Origin of the sequence: Paenibacillus sp. B2(2019) (assembly GCF_008370385.1) — a bacterium.
Classification (GTDB): Bacteria; Bacillota; Bacilli; order Paenibacillales; family Paenibacillaceae; genus Paenibacillus_AQ.
This window is the reverse complement of record NZ_VTZR01000024.1, coordinates 373,881-394,894: the sequence shown is the minus strand read 5'-3', so window position 1 is coordinate 394,894 and position 21,014 is coordinate 373,881. Positions and strand designations below refer to the sequence as shown.

General features: G+C 43.2%; 20 protein-coding genes, 1 riboswitch and 1 other annotated feature. Of the genes, 9 read left to right on the top strand and 11 right to left on the bottom strand.

The annotated features are described in order from the left end of the window. The first annotated feature begins 78 nt into the window (after positions 1 to 78). Complete coding sequence (locus tag PAENI_RS23045; RefSeq protein WP_188114675.1) at positions 79 to 969, top strand: polysaccharide deacetylase family protein; 891 nt, start codon at positions 79 to 81, stop codon at positions 967 to 969. A 97-nt stretch (positions 970 to 1,066) separates the two neighbouring features. Here the strand turns inward: PAENI_RS23045 and PAENI_RS23040 are convergent, their stop codons facing one another. From PAENI_RS23040 to PAENI_RS23030, 3 genes are read right to left on the bottom strand one after another with little or no spacing between them, the layout of a single operon-like run. Continuing rightward, positions 1,067 to 1,912, bottom strand: coding sequence for a metallophosphoesterase (locus PAENI_RS23040; protein WP_149646809.1), 846 nt, complete (start codon positions 1,910 to 1,912; stop codon positions 1,067 to 1,069). Beyond that, positions 1,906 to 2,274 (bottom strand): hypothetical protein, encoded by a 369-nt coding sequence (locus tag PAENI_RS23035; RefSeq protein WP_149646808.1) that lies wholly within the window; start codon positions 2,272 to 2,274, stop codon positions 1,906 to 1,908. Before PAENI_RS23035 ends, PAENI_RS23040 begins: the two co-directional genes overlap by 7 nt. After that, positions 2,271 to 2,864 (bottom strand): CPBP family intramembrane glutamic endopeptidase, encoded by a 594-nt coding sequence (locus PAENI_RS23030; RefSeq protein WP_042190233.1) that lies wholly within the window; start codon positions 2,862 to 2,864, stop codon positions 2,271 to 2,273. The genes PAENI_RS23035 and PAENI_RS23030 overlap by 4 nt, the downstream gene beginning before the upstream one ends. A gap of 115 nt (positions 2,865 to 2,979) precedes the next feature. On the opposite strand from PAENI_RS23030, the gene PAENI_RS23025 reads away from it, so the two are divergent. Together PAENI_RS23025 and serA are read left to right on the top strand one after the other, a co-directional pair. Further along, positions 2,980 to 3,891, top strand: coding sequence for a hypothetical protein (locus tag PAENI_RS23025; RefSeq protein ID WP_149646807.1), 912 nt, complete (start codon positions 2,980 to 2,982; stop codon positions 3,889 to 3,891). A 110-nt stretch (positions 3,892 to 4,001) separates the two neighbouring features. After that, positions 4,002 to 4,232 (top strand) — a binding site (T-box leader). A gap of 246 nt (positions 4,233 to 4,478) precedes the next feature. Further along, positions 4,479 to 6,071 (top strand): phosphoglycerate dehydrogenase, encoded by a 1,593-nt coding sequence (gene serA / locus PAENI_RS23020; RefSeq protein WP_076284555.1) that lies wholly within the window; start codon positions 4,479 to 4,481, stop codon positions 6,069 to 6,071. Between the two features lie 72 nt (positions 6,072 to 6,143). Here the strand turns inward: serA and PAENI_RS23015 are convergent, their stop codons facing one another. Beyond that, positions 6,144 to 6,977 (bottom strand): SDR family NAD(P)-dependent oxidoreductase, encoded by an 834-nt coding sequence (locus PAENI_RS23015; RefSeq protein ID WP_149646806.1) that lies wholly within the window; start codon positions 6,975 to 6,977, stop codon positions 6,144 to 6,146. Between the two features lie 173 nt (positions 6,978 to 7,150). Between PAENI_RS23015 and PAENI_RS23010 the strand changes: the two genes are divergently transcribed. From PAENI_RS23010 to PAENI_RS22985, 6 genes are all read left to right on the top strand, one after another. Beyond that, positions 7,151 to 8,107: a helix-turn-helix transcriptional regulator gene (locus PAENI_RS23010; protein WP_149646805.1), complete on the top strand. Its 957-nt coding sequence runs from the start codon at positions 7,151 to 7,153 to the stop codon at positions 8,105 to 8,107. A gap of 122 nt (positions 8,108 to 8,229) precedes the next feature. Next, positions 8,230 to 9,480, top strand: coding sequence for a methyl-accepting chemotaxis protein (locus PAENI_RS23005; protein WP_042190241.1), 1,251 nt, complete (start codon positions 8,230 to 8,232; stop codon positions 9,478 to 9,480). A gap of 190 nt (positions 9,481 to 9,670) precedes the next feature. Then, positions 9,671 to 9,766, top strand: a riboswitch (cyclic di-GMP riboswitch). A 118-nt stretch (positions 9,767 to 9,884) separates the two neighbouring features. Further along, positions 9,885 to 11,528 carry a thiamine pyrophosphate-binding protein gene (locus PAENI_RS23000; protein ID WP_052404378.1) on the top strand — a complete coding sequence of 548 codons (1,644 nt, stop codon included), beginning with the start codon at positions 9,885 to 9,887 and terminating at the stop codon, positions 11,526 to 11,528. A 10-nt stretch (positions 11,529 to 11,538) separates the two neighbouring features. After that, the gene (locus PAENI_RS22995; protein WP_042129622.1) at positions 11,539 to 11,907 is read left to right on the top strand and encodes a carboxymuconolactone decarboxylase family protein; all 369 of its coding nucleotides are present in this window, start codon (positions 11,539 to 11,541) and stop codon (positions 11,905 to 11,907) included. 38 nt (positions 11,908 to 11,945) lie between these two features. Beyond that, positions 11,946 to 12,296: a hypothetical protein gene (locus PAENI_RS22990; protein ID WP_042190245.1), complete on the top strand. Its 351-nt coding sequence runs from the start codon at positions 11,946 to 11,948 to the stop codon at positions 12,294 to 12,296. Between the two features lie 51 nt (positions 12,297 to 12,347). After that, positions 12,348 to 13,340 carry a 3-oxoacyl-[acyl-carrier-protein] synthase III C-terminal domain-containing protein gene (locus tag PAENI_RS22985; RefSeq protein ID WP_042190247.1) on the top strand — a complete coding sequence of 331 codons (993 nt, stop codon included), beginning with the start codon at positions 12,348 to 12,350 and terminating at the stop codon, positions 13,338 to 13,340. Between the two features lie 70 nt (positions 13,341 to 13,410). Here the strand turns inward: PAENI_RS22985 and PAENI_RS22980 are convergent, their stop codons facing one another. The 7 genes from PAENI_RS22980 to PAENI_RS22950 all read right to left on the bottom strand — a co-directional run bounded on the left by PAENI_RS22980 (position 13,411) and on the right by PAENI_RS22950 (position 20,949). Next, the gene (locus PAENI_RS22980) at positions 13,411 to 13,626 is read right to left on the bottom strand and encodes a helix-hairpin-helix domain-containing protein (protein WP_188114657.1); all 216 of its coding nucleotides are present in this window, start codon (positions 13,624 to 13,626) and stop codon (positions 13,411 to 13,413) included. 14 nt (positions 13,627 to 13,640) lie between these two features. After that, the gene (gene glpK / locus PAENI_RS22975; RefSeq protein WP_223178990.1) at positions 13,641 to 15,134 is read right to left on the bottom strand and encodes a glycerol kinase GlpK; all 1,494 of its coding nucleotides are present in this window, start codon (positions 15,132 to 15,134) and stop codon (positions 13,641 to 13,643) included. 118 nt (positions 15,135 to 15,252) lie between these two features. Then, a complete protein-coding gene (locus PAENI_RS22970) occupies positions 15,253 to 16,689 on the bottom strand; it encodes an ATP-binding protein (protein ID WP_076284549.1) in 1,437 nt (478 codons plus the stop codon). Continuing rightward, entirely contained in the window at positions 16,690 to 17,406 is a 717-nt protein-coding gene (locus PAENI_RS22965) for a response regulator transcription factor (RefSeq protein ID WP_036676174.1), read from the bottom strand. A gap of 77 nt (positions 17,407 to 17,483) precedes the next feature. Next, positions 17,484 to 18,746 carry a cytochrome c biogenesis protein CcsA gene (gene ccsA, locus PAENI_RS22960; RefSeq protein ID WP_042190256.1) on the bottom strand — a complete coding sequence of 421 codons (1,263 nt, stop codon included), beginning with the start codon at positions 18,744 to 18,746 and terminating at the stop codon, positions 17,484 to 17,486. Beyond that, the gene (resB, locus tag PAENI_RS22955; RefSeq protein WP_149646802.1) at positions 18,743 to 20,428 is read right to left on the bottom strand and encodes a cytochrome c biogenesis protein ResB; all 1,686 of its coding nucleotides are present in this window, start codon (positions 20,426 to 20,428) and stop codon (positions 18,743 to 18,745) included. The genes ccsA and resB overlap by 4 nt, the downstream gene beginning before the upstream one ends. Continuing rightward, a complete protein-coding gene (locus PAENI_RS22950; RefSeq protein WP_149646801.1) occupies positions 20,428 to 20,949 on the bottom strand; it encodes a redoxin domain-containing protein in 522 nt (173 codons plus the stop codon). The genes resB and PAENI_RS22950 overlap by 1 nt, the downstream gene beginning before the upstream one ends. Between the last annotated feature and the right edge of the window lie 65 nt (positions 20,950 to 21,014).

Sequence of the window (21,014 nt, the reverse complement as noted above, 5' to 3'; positions counted from 1 at the left end):
ATCATGTTTAGTGTTCGCGGAAAGATTGCCGCTCATGCAACCTAATAAGAAGAAAGCGAGTTGAAAAAAGTGGGTAAAATGACATCAGTGCTCCTACTGGCTACCTTACTGCTGACAGCCTGTGGCAACAGCGGTGCGAATGGAAAGACAGCCGAGGATACAAACACCACAAACAATACGCCTACGGCGGCAGCTACACAGAGCGCAGAAACTACAGCGCCTTCCCCTGAAGTTACAGCCAGCCCTACCCCTGAAGCGTCAGCAGATGGAGGAACTACAGGTAGTAATAATACAGCCAGTAAGGATGAAGCCTCCGCTGAAATTCCACTGCTGTACCATATGAACAAAAATTACGACATCGTCCCAAATGAGGAAACTACAAATAAAAAAGTCGTGTTACTCACTTTTGATGACGGTCCCAAAGATGCGGAAATGATTAATCCGTTAATGGATGTTCTGGACAAACATCAGGCCAAAGCGATCTTCTTCGTGAATGGATACCGCGTTAAAGCGCATCCCGAGCTTCTAGAGTTAATTCATAACCGCGGAGGAATTATCGGCAACCATAGCTGGGATCATATTGTGTTGAAGGACAAGTCTTACACTGAGGTCAAAAAGCAAATCGAAGACGTTCAAAATGCGGTCAAGGAGATTATTGGTGAAGCCCCTCAGTTTTTCCGTCCCCCACATGGTGCTGGCGGAGATGTAGGGAAGAAGATTTCCGCTGAGAATGGGATGTTGTATATGACCTGGTCCAATGGATCACTGGACTGGGAAATGAAAGAGAAAGAAACCGGAAAAACAGATAAGTTAATCAAAAATGTGACGGATCAATTGCATTCTGGCAGTAATATTCTGATGCATGAGCTACCTTGGACCGTTGAAGCGTTGGATAAACTGCTTACTACTCTTGAAGGCAAGGGTTATAGCTTTGTAGATCCTCGCAGTATTGAGCTTAAGATGCGCTAATTCCTAGTTAGGATAAATAAAAACAGGTAATCCCCTTGATGGAAAGGAGATTACCTGTTTTTTTGTCCACCCGTTCAATCGGTACAAAGACAGTTTTCTAATGTTTCTCTTTACGGAGCGTTAGCACGTGCATCTCAGCAGGACTTCCCCAGCGGATCGGCAAGTGAGAGGTTCCAAACCCTCTGCTAATCAGCAGCTTCGCATCCCTTCCTGTCCCATCTCTTCTGGGCCATTGAAACATTCCTGCATCATATTTATGATAGAAATTTTCCACATGCCTTTGACCCAAAAAAGGAAGAATGACCTGCCCTCCATGCGTGTGGCCTGCTAATATCAGATCCGCTGGCACACTTTGACGTTTGGACAACCAGAGCGGATCGTGAACAAGAATGATACGACAAGTGTTATTTATTGAAGAAGCACGTGACGTTAATCCAGGTAATGGACGATAAGAAGTGTTACCACCCTTTTTCGGAAAATCCACTCCCGTTAACCAAAGCGAAGCTCCCTCACGTTCAATACGCACATTCTCATCCATTAACAGCTTTGCACCACTGCCCCGGATAATCTGATCAATTAGTGAAATATCAGCTCGATAATCATGATTTCCATGTACTACATAGGTAGGAGCAATAGAAGTCACTAAAGTCATATTATCAGTCAGTCGATCCAGAGGACTGTTTTTTTCCGTTAGATCACCGCCTAATAAAACAGCACCCACCTTTCCCTTTAACGGAGTCAGCAGTGCTGTTGGAAGGCGGCGGCGATGGATATCAGTTATAAATAAGAGACGAAATCCATCAAACTCATCTGGGAGCGACTTCAAAATTATTTCCTCGGTAATAATTCTGTTTCTAAAGGCGTTACTCACCATAATCACTGCAATGATTAGCGCAATCAAAAGCACAACCACAACCAATCCCCAAATCCAAAAAATCACCATAAAGTACTCAAAGGCGGCGCCCCTTCGATTCCCCACCAGAGGAGCGCTACCAGCAATATTACAAAAATGAAAATCAGAGAGTTAACAAACATTTTACTAAGCCGAACACGTTCTGATGAATACGTATTCGAACGTGATGGAACAGATTCTTCCTGCTCTTTGTTTCCAGCGTTAGATCCCTTCGCAGAAGCTGCCGGACGGCGCGCTTTCCTTGATAAAGTTGCCGTTGTTGTCCGGGAATGATTGCTCTTTCTAGGAGCCCCCTCCGATCGCGGATTCGTTTTTTTACTTTTGCCAGAATTTTTGCCTTCGCCACTGCGCTTTTTCTGACGAGACTTCAACCGGCTCAATTCCTCACTCATGATTCCCTCCTGTAGCGGATCACCAGACCAGAGAAAAGGTCGATGAAGAAATGACATAGTATAGGTGCCCATAGGCTTCCTGATTGAATGTATATATATCCAAGACCATAGCTGCTTAAGAACACCCATCCGGTAGGTACAAAGTGGCGCAAATAGCGAACATGAATAAGAGCAAACAAAATACTCGTCCAATAAGGACCAATGGAATACTGAATGGCTCCTCTGAACAGAAGCTCTTCACAGATCGATACCATAGCTGCAATTACAACAATGTGCCATACGGGCCGATTTCGAAATAAAAGGTCGTTTATTCCCCCGTCATCCATACTTTCTTCAGGTACAATATGAGTCAATAAATAATCAACTACCAGCATTACAGCAGCAAGTCCAAGACCCCATGCCACAAAATGTACGTTTTCTGGAAAAATTAATAGCTGAAAAGGATTTCTTTTCTGAAATAATATCCATATCAAACCGATAATTAATGTAAGCCCCTGAGTAATGTAGAGATTGAGGAGCAGAAGACGGTCTGTTAACTGACCTGGCTCCACTTTTTTTATCTTAATCTCGCCAAATTTGAATTTTTTCATCGTGACCTGCCTGTTCTTTAATTTTTTGGGGCAGCTCCGAAAGAGAAACCGTCCATAATGTTGCTATCAATACATAATACATAGGATAATTCCCCCAGAAAAAGGAGCACTTATTATGAGCCAACGTAACTCCCGTACACAAATGTTGTACACTCTATTTTTTTTGTTTTTCCTTATTTGCGCCTTCGCCGCATTTTTCACAGGCGTCAAGGTTGGCGCAGACAAAACGGAAGCTAAATATGAGCAACAAAAGAGCAGTAATGGATATGGATTAGAAGAATTCACGGGCTCTTACCAACAGAAGGATCTTGTTACTTTCTATCATAACGTATTTTTGCCTTATCGGGAATTCAAGCAGAATTGGAACACACAAGTGGACAAGTTGGCACGCAGTACAGATGCCCGTGTAAATGCAGCAGCTATGAAGAATCTTAGCCTTCTAGCAGATAAACAATATGAAAGAGTTAACCAGGACTCTATCTTTTCCGACTCTCCCTTATTACATCAATCACAGCTAAACATACTCAAAAGCTTAACTTTATTCTCAAAAGCTTCTGGTGAAATAAGTGCAAGTGTATCTGGTGCAGAGACGGCAAAATTGCTGAAAAATGATCCTTATACTGCCGGTGCGGTTAAATTCGGACTGCTCGCACAAAAGAACTTTTATGATTCTATGCTAAAGTGGGGCTCTAAGACAAACCAGAAAATCCCTTCTGTTGCTGGTGAGCTAAAGACCATGTCCTTTATCCAGTGGAAAAAAATGCCTCTTCTTCAAAAGAACGCATCCATCGCTGATATGATGTTAAATCGCGGAATTTTTGCAGCCTACGATCCTCAGGACATTACTGCAAAAATAGACGATTTGATACATTCTGGTACAGCCAGTTCATTGAATCTTACGGATGTTCAGTCCTCAGTAACCCTGCTTATTTCCACAGGTGCTATACAGGTAGAGGATTTTATGAAATGGCGAGAGCAGTACTATAGCAAGGAGACGATTCCACAGCTCCCTTTTTTTTATGAATAGAACCAGTCATTGAATCATAACTAAAAATGAAGTTCACTTCAAGAAAGCCTACTTTCAAAGCCTATTGACACATCTACATTACCGTGTTACATTATGAAAAAATTAATCAATCAAAAACGATGATGGAACAAAGATTCTGGAAGTCTTCAGAGAGCCGGTGGTTGGTGCAAACCGGTGGCAAACAGATGTCTTTAGCGCTCCTGAGATATTGTATCGAACCTTAAAGTAGGTGCAATCGGATCAACTCCGTTACCAGTGTGGCCTTTGCAGGCCAATGAGGCTGCTTCTTCCAAGTTGCAGTGAATTAGGGTGGTACCACGAAGATAACTCTCGTCCCTTACTACGGCAGTAGTATGGGGGTCGGGAGTTTTTTTAATTTCTAAATACCTAATCTGTACTATCCTTTTGCCCAAAGTTACCGATTCCGCGGCATTTCTGCACGCAGCTTCTTTTATGCGACACCGCGTTGATCTACTATTATCACATGTTTTTTCTCTACTAGTTCGTGAATCTTCAGGTATTGTGGATTGCCCAAAAAGGCGTCCTCGACATATAAAGCTTTTCAACTTTAAGGGGGATAAGAAACCATGTTTAAAGTATTAGTATCGGATCCAATCAGTGATTTGGGCATTCAGCAATTGATGGACGCAGAAGATGTAGTTGTTGACAAAAAAACAGGACTCAGCGAAGACGAACTCATTGCAATTATCGGTGAATACGATGGTCTCCTTGTCCGCAGTCAAACTACTGTAACAGACAAAATCATCGAAGCAGGAAAAAATCTAAAAGTAATTGGTCGTGCAGGTGTTGGTGTAGATAATATCAAACTGGATGCTGCAACAAAGCGTGGTATTGTTGTAATCAATGCTCCTGATGGAAATACAATTACGACTTGTGAGCATGCTTTCGCAATGATGATGGCTCTGGCCCGTCATATTCCACAAGCTTATGCAAAAACAATCGGTGGAACCTGGGATAGAAAAACATTCGTAGGTGTAGAGCTTCGTGGCAAAACTTTGGGTGTACTCGGAATGGGCAGAATCGGTAGCGAAGTGGCTAAACGTGCTAAAGCTTTCGGTATGGAAATTCTTGCTTTCGATCCTTTCCTAACAGCTGAACGTGCTGAAAAGATGGAAGTTAAATTGGCTTCCGTAGACGATGTTGTTCGCGGAGCAGACTTCATTACTGTGCACACTCCACTTACTCCGGAAACACGCCATATGATTTCTCGCCCACAATTCGAAGTGATGAAAAAGGGAATGCGCATCATCAACTGTGCACGTGGTGGTGTAATTGATGAAATGGCATTAGTAGAAGCTATAGATAGCGGTATTGTTGCTGGCGCTGCGTTCGACGTATTCGAGAAAGAGCCGCCGCAAGCAGATCATCCTTTCCTGTCTCATCCAAAAATCATCGTGACTCCTCACCTTGGCGCTTCTACGATTGAAGCTCAAGAAAATGTGGCGATCGATGTTTCGGAGCAAGTGTTGCATATTCTGCGTAATGAACCGTTCATTAACGCGGTCAACATTCCTCCAGTGGCTCCAAGTGTAATGAATAAGCTTCAACCTTACTTCACGCTTGGGGAAAAACTGGGCAGCTTTGTTACCCAAATTGCAGCTGCTGCTATCCGTGAGATCCATGTTGAATACGCTGGTGATCTTTCGGATGTAGATACCCAACCACTAACCCGCTACATTGTAAAAGGTGTGCTTTCCCGCCACTTTGCAGAGGACGTTAATATCGTAAACTCCATGCATTTAGCGAAAACACGCGACGTGAACGTAGTAATAACTAAAGCTTCTAAAACTAAAGGCTTTACCAATCTGATTACTGTTACTCTAAAAGCTGATCGTGACCAAGAGTATCTTGTGGCCGGCACCCTGCTGCAAGGTTATGGAGAACGGATTGTTCAAGTGAATAAGTTCCCAGTTGATATTGCTCCTGAAGGTCATCAAATCTTTGTATCCCATAACGACAAAGTAGGGATTATCGGACTCGTGGGTACATTGCTTGGTGAGAACGATGTAAACATCGCTTCCATGCAAGTGGGACGTAAAATTGTTGGGGGCGCTGCAATCATGCTGCTGACCGTTGACAAAGCCGTTCCTAAGCAAGTCCTTGTAAAACTCGCTGGTTTACCAGAAATTAACACCGCTGAAGAAATCATCCTTCTTTAATCTATAATATAGAAAGGCCATTCCAGAATGTATTGGAGTGGCCTTTCTTATATTTTACGAATCTCTTTCTTCCTATATTATGAACGAATGGATTATCCTTCCATCAATATCAGTAAAACCATACTTTTCAGCAAGCTTTCCAACCAGCTGCGGCTCACCGGACATAGACATAACCTCTGGATCAGCGGCTAGTGCAGTCACTGCTCGACCAATATATGTCGTCGATTCACTCATTTTCAGTTCCTCAACTTCTTGCCAATGTTCCTCATCTGTATTCATGGCTTCTAGAACCGCTTCTGTTCTCATCCATCCAGGTGAAAGTGGAATAACCGCAATGCCGTCATCCTTTAACTCCTTCGACAATCCGAAAGCCATACGTAAAAGTGCATTTTTAGAAAGATCATAATAAAAGTTGCCTAAATATTTATAATGATCCCAGAAGGTTGTATGGATAATTAGACCACCAGTTTTAGCCTTGCGCATGAAGGGAATTGCGTAATAATTTGTGATCATCTGTGCTCTCACACCGGCATTAAACATATTGTCCCAATGAGCTGTAGGTAGCTCCCAAAAAGACTTCTGCTCGATAGCTAAATCATTGCCTCCCCATACGTTGTTAACTAAGATATCGAGCCGCCCCTGCTCTTCAGCGATCTGACGGATCACTGCTTCTGTTTCTTGATCCTTCGTATGGTCACATCGTATTACCGCACCAGAACCTCCACTTTCTTTTATTTCTCTAAGTACGCTATCTATGCTCCCCTTAATATGTTCTGTGACGGATACATCTGTGGTCCTCCCTGTAATATAGACAAAAGCACCTCTTCTTGCTAATTCTAAAGCGATCCCTCTCCCAGCACCTCTGCTGCTCCCGGTAACCAATGCGACTTTCCCTTTCAATGTCATAGCCCTCAACCCTTTCCACATGAATTCGGATTTCAATATTCTGTGAACATTCCTTACGTTTTATAAGTATAGCCCGTATATATGACATCAACTGACATATATAATATAATCATAATTTAGAAATGATTAATGGTGATCGTCTAATCAATAATTCGAGGAGGTACAATAGCCTAATGAGAGCCGACCGTTTGTTATCAATATTACTTCTGTTGCAAAATCGTGGAAAAATGACTTCTAGAGAATTGGCCCAAACACTCGAGGTATCAGAACGAACTGTGTTTCGTGATATGGAAGCATTAAGTGCTTCAGGAATACCCATTTTAGCTGAACGTGGTCGTGAAGGAGGCTGGATGCTTACTGAAGGGTACCGAACCTCCCTAACGGGAATGAAGCCACAAGAGATTGGTTCACTGCTTCTGTCCGCTGACGCATCTATAATGAAGGATCTGGGGATACAAGACGACTACTCTTCCGCTCTTCTCAAACTAGAGGCTGCATCCTCACATCGACTTAGTAACCCAGCAAATTACCTAAGCGAGCGTATTCATATTGATGGCGCCAGTTGGCATCCTTCGGATGAGACTTATCCGTTCCTTTCTGTACTGCAGAGAGCACTTTGGGAGGACCGCAAAGTAAAAATCACTTATCTCCGGAGCAACGAGACAACGGTCCGTTTCATTGAACCTCTTGGGTTAGTTGCAAAACGCGGAGTATGGTATGTCGTAGCCAAAAGCAAAGATGAACTACGGACCTTTCGTGTGTCCAGATTAGTTAACGTTGAGGAGACACATGAGTGGTTTAAAAGACCTGATGCCTTTGATTTAAAACAGTACTGGGAAGAGTCCACCACGGCCTTTAAAGCAGCACTGCCAAAGTATCAAGTAAAGCTAAGGGTTAGAGCATCTGTCTTAAAAGAATTACAGCGAGAAAGATTCGTCTCTGTCCAATTGATAGAGCCAACTAGCAATGCAGAGTGGGTGAACGTAGATGCCGAATTTAATACGATCGAGTCGGCCTGCCGGATAATCCTTTCTTTTAGTCCCTCGTTTATTGTACTTTCACCGCAAGAACTTTTAGAGATGGTAAAGTCTGCTATCGCAAAAATTTCCGCTATTTATGAGGATTTTTGACACGAAATCTAAAGAACTACTCCGAAAAGAAGATTTATGTCAGTTCTTACTATAGACCAATCACCTTTAAATCCCATATAATAACACCAATACATAATATTAATAAGGAGGACATTATACCAATGAACTGGATGCATAAACTTCCGTTAAAACAAAGAATTGTTGCCGGATGTTACCTCGTTGCCGCACTATTTGCCATTCCTGTTTTAGTTACTTTTATGATCTTAGGCAACATTATTTTGGGTATTGTTCTGATCGTAGTTCTTGCTGCTCTAACTTTCCCAGTGGCCCGCTTTATCGAGAGAACGCTTACATCTTCTTTTGATGACATCGCGAATGTATCTCATAGTATTTCAAAAGGGGATTTTACTAGTAGAGCCGACGAGAACGGGTCAATGGGGGACGTAAGTCGTTCCTTTAATACCATGATTGACAAGCTCAAGAAGATTTTGACAGAAGCATCACAAATCACTCGTCAAGTTATGGATGCAAGCCGTGGAATCGAAGATAAGAATCAGAATTTGAAAATTGTCATGGCACAGGTAGCCTCTTCGTCTAACGAGCTAGCTCTTGGTGCAAATGAAATATCTACGGATATCGCTGAAATGACAGAATCCATTAAAGATATTGAGAATAAAGTATCAAATTATACGAACTCAACGAAAGAAATGAACAGACGTTCAATACATACATTAGAACTAGTTGAACAAGGGCGGCAGTCCGTTGATACTCAAGCTGAAGGCATGCGCAAAAACATCCAGGCTACTCAAAAAGTAGCTGATACTATCGAAGCCCTTTCTCATAATGCTCGCGGAATTACGATGATTACAAAAACCATCACAGAGATCGCTGAGCAGACCAACCTCTTATCGCTGAATGCCTCCATCGAAGCAGCACGCGCCGGAGAGCATGGTCGAGGTTTTGCTGTAGTCGCACAGGAGGTTCGTAAACTTGCCGAGGAATCAACAGCTTCAACGAAGGAAGTCTTTGGCTTAGTTCGGAGCATCGAAACTGATATCAAACAAGCGATTGACAATATCGCTATCAACGAAGAAGTCGTACAGGTACAGAATGAGATGATCACTCAATCTGCTCATATCTTTGCTCAAATTGTGCAAAGTGTGCAGTATATTACCGAGCAAATCTCTTCCTTCTCTGCTGAAAGTGATCTGATGTTGGAAAGTGCCTTGAAAATCTCAAGTGCAATAGAGAATATCTCTGCAATCACACAGCAAACCGCTGCCGGCACCGAGGAAGTATCCGCCGCTATGAATGAACAAATTAATGCCCTGCAGTCTGTTGCTGAAGAAACTGAGAAAATGACACAGGCTGTGTTTAATCTACAGAAGACTATCCATATTTTCAAGTTTTAAGTCACTTGCAAATCATATAAACAAGTCCAAAAACTCCTCCTAAGTTTTGACTTAGGGGGAGTTTTTTTATATCTATTATTTCATAGGTTGGACAAGACTTTCGTCAAAATTCGAGTTAATTTGCGAAAATATATTGACAAAGGTTCTCTAGGAATATATTGTAAAGGAAAATTCTTCTTATAAATTTTAAAATTAATATTGGCAAAATCTTCGAAAGAGGATGACGCAAAACCATGGATCTACAGCCTCATTTTTAATCAGAGGCCATGACTGCCAGGTTGCAGAAAACCAAGACGACTGAACAATTGTTCAGTCTCTATGGCGATTTATGCCACCAACCTGTGCCCTAATTCAGAGCACAGGTTTTCTAATGTTTGATTTTAAAATAACAATCAACTTGTGAGGTGTATTTTTTGAAGACAGTCGCAGATTACATGTCGGAAGCACTACGGAACCTAGGTGTTACCCATTCCTTTGGTATTATCGGGAAATCCATTTGTCCTATTGTTCTTAAAATGGTAGATTACGGTATTGAATTTATTCCCGGGAGACATGAGTCCAGTTCCGGCTTCGAAGCAGCCGGGTATGCGCTTAAAACTGGAAAACTAGGTGTAGCTTTTGGTACTTCAGGTCCTGGTGGAACAAACCTATTAACTGCAGCAGCACATGCTAAGGCTAACAACCTACCTGTCCTATTTATTACTGGCCATCAATCTATTAAAGAGCTTGGAATTCCCCAATGTCAGGACTCTACCTCTTTTCTAGCTGATTTAGCTGATATGTTTAGACCTGCCACCTTATATAGCAAGCTTATTGAACGTGGAGATCACTTTAACACAATTTTTAATCATGCCATATCCATTGCTTTGAGCGGTAATCGTGGTCCAGTTCACCTTTGTATTCCCTTTGATGTACAAACGGAATTGCTAGAGGAATGTAATATTGTAATCCCTGAACGCGAATCACTGGTTAGCCATGCTAATATCGACCGTGTACTTGATGCTATAAATAACTCTAAGAATCCAATAATTATCGCGGGTAAAGGCGTTAACCGCTCAGGAGCACATAGTGAGCTAATTCAATTAGCGGAAACATTTAATATTCCTGTAGTTACATCTCCAGGTGGTAAAGGGGCTATAGCTTGGGATCATCCACTCTATCACGGTCCAATTGGAGTAGGCGGTTGTACCCATGGGGATGACTTGCTGAATCAAAGTGATCTATTTATCGTTCTCGGCTCACGTTTAAGTGATATGACAATTTGTAATCTTAAAAGGGAAAATCATCCTGCAACATTAATTCAGTTTGATAGCGATCCGACTTTTGTCGGAAAAATATTGTTCTCTAAAACGATTCCAGTGACTGGAGATCTACGCGACAATCTAGTTTACTATCTCAATAATATTGACACGAACAACATCACAAAACGCGAAGCACCGACAAATTCCGATTATACCGAAGAGCCTCCGATTTTACCAAACCTTTCACTTGCATCGGTCTTGAGTACGATGAGTGATTTGATTCCTTATAACAGCACAGTCTTTGTTGATGATGGAAGTCACGGTTTCCATGCTGCGAAATGGTACAAGGTTAAGAAACCGGGCAGTTTTGTTTTCGATGCTTACTTTGCTTGCATGGGTAATTCCATCGGGATGGCGATTGGTGCAAAGGTTGCTGCTCCAGAAGAAACGATTTTCTGCATTACAGGAGACGGCTGCTTTATGATGCTAGGCGCAGAGATTAACGCTGCTGTCTGCAAGGATATTCCTGTCATATTCATTGTTGTGAATAATAAACAGCTAGATATGGCTCTAAAAGGTATGGAAAAAACTACAGGACGTATTGACGGAACTATCTACGAAGTCCCTATGGATGCTGTGAAATTCGCAGAATCACTAGGCGCTAAGGGTTACAAATGTGAGACAGCGGAGGAGTTCGAAACAGCCATCAAGGACGCTGTTGCCATAAACCGTGTTGCCGTCATTGAACTGCTAACAGACCGTGATGAGGTCCCTCCGACTGCTCACCGTACTTTGAACCTAAATTAGGAGGTCACTTATGAAAGACAATGTAAACAGTGGTCTGAACCACTTCACGAATCTCTCAGGAGACTACGGAGCTAAAGCACTGGCTCCGATTAAAGAACATTTCCCCGATTTGGCTGAATTTATTATGGGGAATGCCTACGGCGATATTTTTCAACGCAACACAATCGAAGCTGACTGGAAGGAAATCGCAGTTATCTCTGCCCTGATTTCGATGGGTCAGTTTGATCAACTGGGTGTCCATTATGTCATGGCTCTTCGTGTGGGAGTTACTGTAGAACAACTCAAAGGTATTCTTTTACACTTAGTACCCGCTATAGGGGCACCTAGAATCATCACCGCTTTTAATATTCTTCTCGAAACGATTGAAGAAATAAAGTAACTATTTTCAGTAAAATTAAAATATCGGGAGATGTTAACGTGGGACAGTTTATTTTAAAGACAGACACTACTAAAAAAGTGATCAATATTGAGCTGGAAGGAACATTTTCTGAAGAAGATGGTCTGAAATCTATCCAAGCTTATCAACAAACTATTAATCCTATCACTCCAGCTGACTATGAATTACAAATCGACTGCAGAAAGCTAAACGTAACTGCACCTGATGTTGTGCCTCTTTTGGAAGGTTGCTTCGTAATGTTTAAGAATGATGGATTTGTAAAAGTAAATCTAACCCTTGAGAATAACCCAATTCTTAAAATGCAGCTTGCTCGTCTGGGTCGTAAAGCAGGACTAGATAACATCGAGATCATTTCCACCGTTACAGCTTAATTCTTCTTATAACTAAAAAAACTATAGAGTTTTTCAGGAGGATTCATTCATATGACCGGAATTCGTATTCAAGACATTGATATCTATCATCCTAGTAATAAAGTTGGTAACGACTTTTTTATTAAGCATTTTGACGAAAAGGGTATTGATATCCGAGGTCTACTGACCACTTTAGGTCGTGATACGCGCTATAGCATTAAGAATGAGGAAGAAAATTCTCTTACGATGGCTTTTGAGGCTGCCAGTAATGTGTTGGATAAAAATGGTCTCACTGGCGCTGATATCGATCTTATTGCCTATGCAAGTCAAACTCCTGAATATATCTTTCCTACTAACTCTTTAATGATTCACCGTTTAATTAACGGCGCATCCCATACAATTTGTATAGATAGCAACGCTAACTGTGCTGGTATGACTGCTTCCGTAGAACAGGTGAGCCGTCAAATGCAAGCCAATCCTAGAATTAAACGTGCTTTGGTCATCGGATCCGATTATGTAGCACCTCATGCAGATAAGAATGATCCTGTCTATTATGCTAACTTCGGTGATGCAGCTGCGGCAGTCCTTCTTGTGCGCGATGATAATGCGGTAGGCTTCATTGATTCTGTCTATCAAACAGACACATGCGTTTACGGCAACTCCATGTTCCCGGCTGAAGGCTTGGCTAATCTGGGTAGAAAAGGCGTCGCGGCTGGAGAATTCAATGTGAAATTCATTCCATTTGATGATTCCATTTGCGTAGATGCTGCTTCTGAATCGATTCGCACGCTTCTATCTGATAACAACATAGCGCCTGAATCTATTAAAGCGGCCTGTTTCTCACAGCTTTCACTGCCTAATATCGTTGGTGTTTGTGAAAAAGTGGGTATTGATCGTGAGGTTGCGGTTTACATAGGTGATGAATTCGGGTACACCTCAACCAGTAGCCCGTTTATCGCTCTACACAAAGCTATTACTACAGGAAAGATCGAACGCGGAGATAAAGTTCTGTTCTGGACAGTGGGCGCTGGATGGCAAAACGTTGCATTTGTTATTGAATATTAAGCGTTACAACCTAAAAAGCGGCAGGCCAAGGATTATCCTTAGCTTGCCGCTTTTTAGGTTGATCTGTTCTTTAGGACTCGCTGGCAAAGGATAACCCCTTTTCAGTGAGCGCACGCCGTAGTACATCAATCCCTTTTGGTCCCATCCCATGGAGCTGCAGAAGCTCTGACACAGTGAGCTTACTGATTTGGTGAATCTGTGTATACCCAGCACCATGAAGTGCTCGAAGTGCAGGCTTAGATAGTCCACTCGGTAGATCAGATTCTGTTCCATTAAACATAGACATATGCATCTCCCTGATCACTGATATCTTTCATGTTTTTCCCAGCCCATGGTACGCGCTACAGCGTCTTTCCAGGCATTGTAACGTCGTTCACGCTCATCTATACCCATTACAGGTGAAAAGACCCTCTCAGCTTTGTTAAAGCTTTCTAGCTGCTCTCTAGTCCAAACCCCTGAGGTTAATCCAGCCAGAAGTGCTGCTCCCAGCGCAGTCGTCTCCGCATATGTAGTTCGAGTAACTTCACTACCGAGGATATCAGACTGGAACTGCATCAGCAAATCATTACGAACCGCTCCACCATCTACACGAAGTCCGGTCAATGGCATGCCTGCATCTTTTTCCATCGCCCCAATTACATCTCTAGACTGAAATGCTAATGACTCTAACGTTGCTCTTACCAAATGCCCCGAGGTGGTTCCTCTAGTTAGACCGAAGACTGCTCCACGTGCATACATATCCCAATAAGGGGCACCTAGTCCAGTAAAAGCAGGTACGACGACAACCCCTTCACTGTCCTCTACTTCCCGTGCTTTGTCTTCAGATCCTGCCGGCTCCGTTATGAGTCCTAACCCCTCCTGAAGCCATTGTACAGCCGCTCCGGCTACAAACACACTGCCCTCAAGTGCATAATAGAGTTCATCCCCCATTCCCCAAGCTACAGTAGTCAACAACCCATGACTGGAGACTACAGCTTCTGTACCTGTATTCATCAGAATAAAGCATCCAGTTCCATATGTGTTTTTGGCACTGCCGGGTTCAAGACAAGTATGTCCAAACAAAGCAGCTTGTTGATCCCCCAATACAGAGTGAATAGGTATTTCTGTCCCGAACCACTGCGCGTCTGCTGCTCCAAATTCACTACCGGACATCCTCACTTCTGGCAGGATGGAGCGTGGTACACGAAGCTCCTCCATTAGCTCTTCGTCCCAGCAGCGCTCATGTAGATTATATAGCATCGTACGCGATGCATTAGTTACATCAGTAGCATGTACAGCCCCGCCAGTAAGCTTCCAGATTAGCCAGCTGTCTACTGTCCCAGCTAGTAGCTCGCCATGATTCGCCCGCTCTCGTGCGCCTTCTACATGATCAAGAATCCAGGAGAATTTTGTTGCAGAAAAATAAGCATCCACAACGAGTCCCGTCTTGCTAGCAATGAGTCCCTCTAACCCCTTACTCTTGATCTCTTCACACAGCTCTGCAGTACGTCTGTCCTGCCACACAATCGCAGGATAAATCGGCTTGCCTGTTGCTCTATCCCAGATCAGGGCCGTTTCCCTCTGATTTGTAATTCCAATGGAATATATTTCCTGAGGTGTTATCCCGCCCTGAGTAATCGCATCTCTTGCAGCTGCAAGCTGTGACGCCCAAATTTGCTCTGGGTCATGCTCCACCCAGCCAGGGTGTGGGAAAGATTGTTTAACCTCATATTGCCCTTGTGAGACGATTCTAGCGTCCTCATCGAACACTATGGCTCGTGAACTGGTAGTCCCTTGGTCTAAAGATAAAATCATTTGATGGCCTCCCAAGCATAAACAATGAGATATGTTCCACGATGAACAAGATTAATGTGTTTGTTTCAACAAAAAGCACCTCTGCTGTCAGAGGCGCTATCACACATTGTGTTTGGAATTACTGTTTTTCGACAGGAAGTCTTAGGGTAAAGGTTGTACTTTCGCCCAACTTACTGGAAGCTGAAATGGTTCCGTGATGCGACTCAACAATATTTTTAACAATCGCAAGCCCGAGTCCCGTTCCACCTGATTCTCCCCGTACACGTGCCTTATCGGCTTTGTAGAAACGATCAAATATATAAGGCAGATCTTCCTGCGGAATGCCGACGCCTTCATCCTGAATTTTAATTTCAAAATAGCGACGCCCTTCTAAGACACAAGTTCCTGTATGAACTGTAATCTTCTTGCCACCCTGCGTATGACGAAAAGCATTATCGAGCAAATTGGTTAAGACCTGCTCAAGCTTATCTTCATCCGCCGCCTTAAGAACAAGGACATCGCTCTCTTTATTTAGCTGCAGATGAATATCACGCTCTTTCGCGCGTACGGAAAATTTGCGATACACTCGTTCCAGCAGTTCGTTCACATCTACTTCTGCCTTCAACATATCCGTATGTCCAGCTTCCATTCGCGCAAGGTCGAGCAGATCCTTTACAAGACGTCCCATACGGAGCGATTCATCATGAATGACTTGAATCAGTTCACTGCTTTCCTCTGGTGAAGAAGCCATGCCGTCAAGTAAAGCCTCACTATAACCTTGCATCATCGATAATGGCGTCCGAATCTCATGAGAGACGTTTGCCACGAAGTCACGGCGCATTTTTTCGAGTCGTACTTCTTCAGTCACATCACGCAGAACAGCAACCACTCCACGAATACTACCCTCAGAATATAAAGGTGCCATATGGACGGACCACACGCCCTGCCGGACATGTACATTAGAACGCTCATCGCCGCCTTGTTTCAACGTGCTCAAAAATAAAGGACGCAGGGGAGGTGGAACATTACTCTCAGCCGTTTCCGTATGAGGTTCAATGTCACTCTCTTGTTCCCACTCTAAATCGCTCCAGCTCTCAAGTAGCGATTGACCATGCGGATTGGTCAGAATAATCTGGCCTTCGATGTCAAAGGTGATTACAGCATCACTCATGCTGCGTAATACACTGGATAGATGACCCTTCTCATGGTGCAGACTGCGAATATTCTCTTCCAACTCCTCAGCCATATGGTTGAAGGAAGTCGCCAATTGGCCAATCTCGTCACTTGTGACCAGCGTCAGCCTTGTTCCGTATTCACCACGTCGAATGTTGTTTGCAGCCTCGATGACACGTTGCATCGGTTGAGTGATCTTGGTAAACAAGAACAACGCGAAGAATGTCGTCAAAGAAAATCCGATCATGCACGTATACATAAATAAACGTTTGATATCGCCGGAATTAGCAAAGTTACTGTCGATATAGGGAAGTAGAAACAACCCGAGTGTAATAAGCACGACAGCGACCAGGCAGATGATCGTGACCCACAGCTTGCCGACAAGACTTCTCCAGAAGTTCACTTATTTAGGTACCTCAAGTTTGTAGCCTACACCCCATACAGTTGTAATCATCGCCGCGGATTCCGGTGATACCTTATTCAGTTTTTCACGAAGACGCTTAACATGGGTATCGACTGTACGCAAATCTCCGAAAAACTCATAATTCCAAACATCTTTAAGCAGTTCTTCACGAGAGAACACTTTATCCGGTGAAATCGCCAAATAATGCAGCAGTTCGTATTCTTTCGGTGTCAGACTCACTTCTTCACCGCCAGCAGTTACTCGGTGTGCGTCATGCTCAATAATAAGATGAGTGAATACAATGTTATTACTGGAGTTGCTCTCTTTGGACAAAAATGCTGTTGCTGAAGAACGGCGCATAATGGCCTTCACGCGATAAATCACTTCGCGAGGACTAAATGGCTTCACGACATAATCATCCGCGCCCATTTCAAAGCCCTGTACACGATTAATCTCTTCGCCTTTAGCTGTAAGCATTAAGACAGGTGTCGATTTGACCCCTCTGAGTCGGGTCAGCACTTCCATTCCATCAATGCCAGGCAGCATAACATCCAGCAAAATTAGACCGTAGTCATTTGCTGTTGCTTTGCGAAGAGCGATTTCGCCATCTTCAGCCTCGTCGATTTCATAACCTTCTTTTTCAAGATACATCTTTAGCAGGCGGCGAATGCGTTCCTCATCATCCACTACCAGAATTCTGTTTAAATGATCTGCCATTTCACAACAACCCCTTCATCAAATACAGTAGAACGTAACCTTAAATCCATTGTGCTGTGTTAGCAGGTAAACTATGCTCAGTCCGTCCCCGCATAAGAATGAAGTCCGGCGATGACTAGATTAACGCCAACTAAGGTAAACATTACGACCAAAAAGCCTAGAACGGCAAGCCAGGCAGATTTTCGCCCTTGCCATCCACGAGCCAATCGTAAATGAAGATAAGCACTATAGAAGAGCCAAGTAACGAGTGCCCAGACTTCTTTGGGGTCCCATCCCCAGAATCTTCCCCAGGCTATTTGCGCCCATATCATTGCAAAAATCAAAGCGCCTAATGTGAAAATAGGAAAGCCAATGGCTATCGCCCTATACGTTATCTCATCTAGATCGCCTTCATCAATCCCCTCCATAACCGGGTGAATCGCTGCGCCTAGTGGCTTGCGTACGATCAAGCGAAGAATTCCGTAAAGGAGTAATCCGGAAAGAATCGACCAGATTACAGTATTAAACTTCCGGCCAGCATTCACACCATTCATCCATGAAGGAGCTTCAAAGAGAGGTTCTTTCATGCCAAGAAACGACTGGAAGCTTTCAATTTCGCTATTGTGAGGAGCCACAATCGGCGGCATTCGATAACTCACTTTCTCTATTGTACTATTTTCCTGCCCTGCGCTGTCAATCGTAACGTTGGGACGGACAAAAACAGTCTCATAACCTGCTCCGCGGAAAGCAAAAACTGAACCCAGAAACCCAATTATAACAATGATTGAAAAGAGAGTAAATTCAATCAGTCTCTGTTGCTTACGATCCGCCTTCTCTTTACTGGAAAAATTAACAGTCCGTAGCAGATACATCAGCCCTGCCGCAAAACCTACCGCGAAAAAGGATTCACCTAGTGCTGCCAGTGTTACGTGAATCTTGAGATAGTTCGATTGCAGGGATGGAATTAACGGCTGAACCTCCTGTGGAAATACAGCTGCGTACGCCATCACAATAATGCTAATTGGAACTGCAAACAGACCGAGAATAACTTTGCGATAGATCGCGTACATCACTGTAAAGGCTACCATAACCATCATGGATAAGAAAGTCATGAACTCATACATATTGCTGACTGGAATATGTCCTGCACCAAACCAACGTGTAAAGAAATAAATAAGATGAAAGATAAGACCTATAGAAGAAACAATAAAAGCTATTTTACCCCATCGAGCAGTATGTTCCTCTGGCTTGCGGCCCGACCACTTGCGACCCATGATAGCGATAGTGAATAACATAAACGACCCGCTGTATAATAAGAATGCGGCAATAAAGACGGCACTGCTGATATCGAGCAAGCTCATGTAAGGCCTCCTCCATTATCTATTGATTTTTCATCGACTACCATATCTACTTTTTCTAAAATAGAAACGATCTCACGACGGAAACCGAACCAATTCTTGTTCGTATGTCCTCCGAGTATTAGCTCTCCGTTTACAACGGTAAGCCAGATGCGTCTATGCTGCCAGTAAAATCCAAGGATTAAACCCAGCATCACGATTGCTGCACCTAACCATACAAAAGGCATTGCACGATCAATACGTATATTCAAGTATGTAGTCGATTCCGAAAAATCAACATCGCTCATGTTGTCCACTTCAAGCTCAAGAAATCTATTGCTGCCACCAAGCTTATCGTTAATAGCCACCTGCTGAAACTGAGACTTATCTACCTGCTTAGGAAAATAGAAGTACTGCTGCCCTTCCGCTGGCAAATTCGGTCCTTGAATCAAGAATAAGAATGCTGGTGCATTCGGATAAGGCGACTTAGATATCGGCTGACCATCCTCATTCAGTCCAAAATCCATATACTTTTCTTTTAAAGTCATCGTATAGGGTCCCGCTGTAATTGTACGCTGCGGATTCTTCATATTCAGTTTGAATTTACCGTACGACTCCCCAGTGGTGGAATTCTTAAGCACCGGCTGTACAGAACGCAGCACAGGTGTTAGATCATAATCAAACTGATACGCTTTCAATCCTTTATAATCCAAAGGTGAGTTTACTTGGATATTATGCGTTGTCACCTCGGTAAGCTGTGGTTCCTTAGTAGGATCTGAGCAATCCGCGGTACATTTATATAGCACTGCTTTAGTTTGGAATAATTTTGGAAGGATCTTTTTGCCTCGAAACTCCTCAGGCATCTCTTCATCTGTGTAGAACTCTACGGTGAATTTCTCGTTTTTTAAATAATAGGTAGTATCCGGAATCTGTGTAATCTCCCCTTGCGGGAAAGCAAGATGCTGATCCATGTTGAGACCCGGCAATCCTCTTGCCAGTACAGCAAGTAAAAAAATAATCAAACCAATATGTATTACGTAAGGCCCCCAGCGGCTGAAGCGGTGTTTCTCTGCCAGCAGAGCTCCTCCATCCGTCTTGACTCGGTAGCCCTTTTTACGCATAGGCTGAACCACCCGAGCAACCCAAGCTTCTGGTTCTTCTTGCACTTCAGTAACTAGCACAGCCTTTTGCCGAGTTAAGAACTGACGATGTTTCCGAATCTTCTGCCTAGTTAATGCCTTATATAGCGGAAGTACTCTGTCCAAACTACAAATGACTAGTGAAGCACCAATCATTACGAGTAGAGTCACAAACCACCAGGATTCGTATGTATGTGAAAGTCCAAGCTTATAGTAGATGTCCCCAGCTGTTCCGTACTCCTGCTTATAATAACTCGATGCATCAATATTAAGGAAAGTACTCTCCTGAGGGAAAATGGTTCCCAGCATAGAGCCTAACAGTGTCAAAACGATTAGATATATCGCTATTTTGACAGATGAAAAAAAGTTCCAAACTCGATCTATAATGCTTGGATTAACACGCTGCGAACGACGGGCTACACCATCATAACGCATTTCCAGATTCTCGCCCCAGTCCGATTCTTTGCCAAGCGGCTTTCCGCATGCTTCACATAGAACAGTGCCTACAGGGTTCTGATGGCCACATTCACATTTGGTATTGGTTATAAAAGCCTCGCGTTCACTCATCAATCCACCAGCTTCCCAATTTGATCATCTAGTGAATCTAAATCAAGCTGGCCAATATGAATGCTGTCAATTTTACCCTTTGCATTAATAAAAAAAGTAGTGGGGAGTGGAGAAATACCATAACTTCGTACAGCGTCTCGTCCCGTGTCCATCAAAATCGGAAAATCAATATTGACTTGCTTCACAAAATTCTCGACAGTCATCTGATCTTCACCTACGTTGATTCCAATAACGACTACATCTTCGTCCTTCCATTTTTCCCATTGTGCTTGGAGAGCCGGCATTTCTTTTACACATGGCGTGCACCATGAGCCCCAGAAATTCAACACAATAGCCTTCCCCTTATACTCGTCTAACGTATGCCCAAGTCCATCAAGACCCAGCAAATCAATGGCAGGCGCTTTACTACCTTCCTCTGGTTTTCCGCTTCCACCAAATACAGAGGAACCAATTGCATAACCACCCACTAGAACGATTAGAAACAGAATTACGATTTGAATTGGTTTTCTCGCTTTACCCACATGTAAAGCCCCCTTCTGTGACGCAACTCATACTTATGTTGTAAGGTGTGAACATCCTATGAACA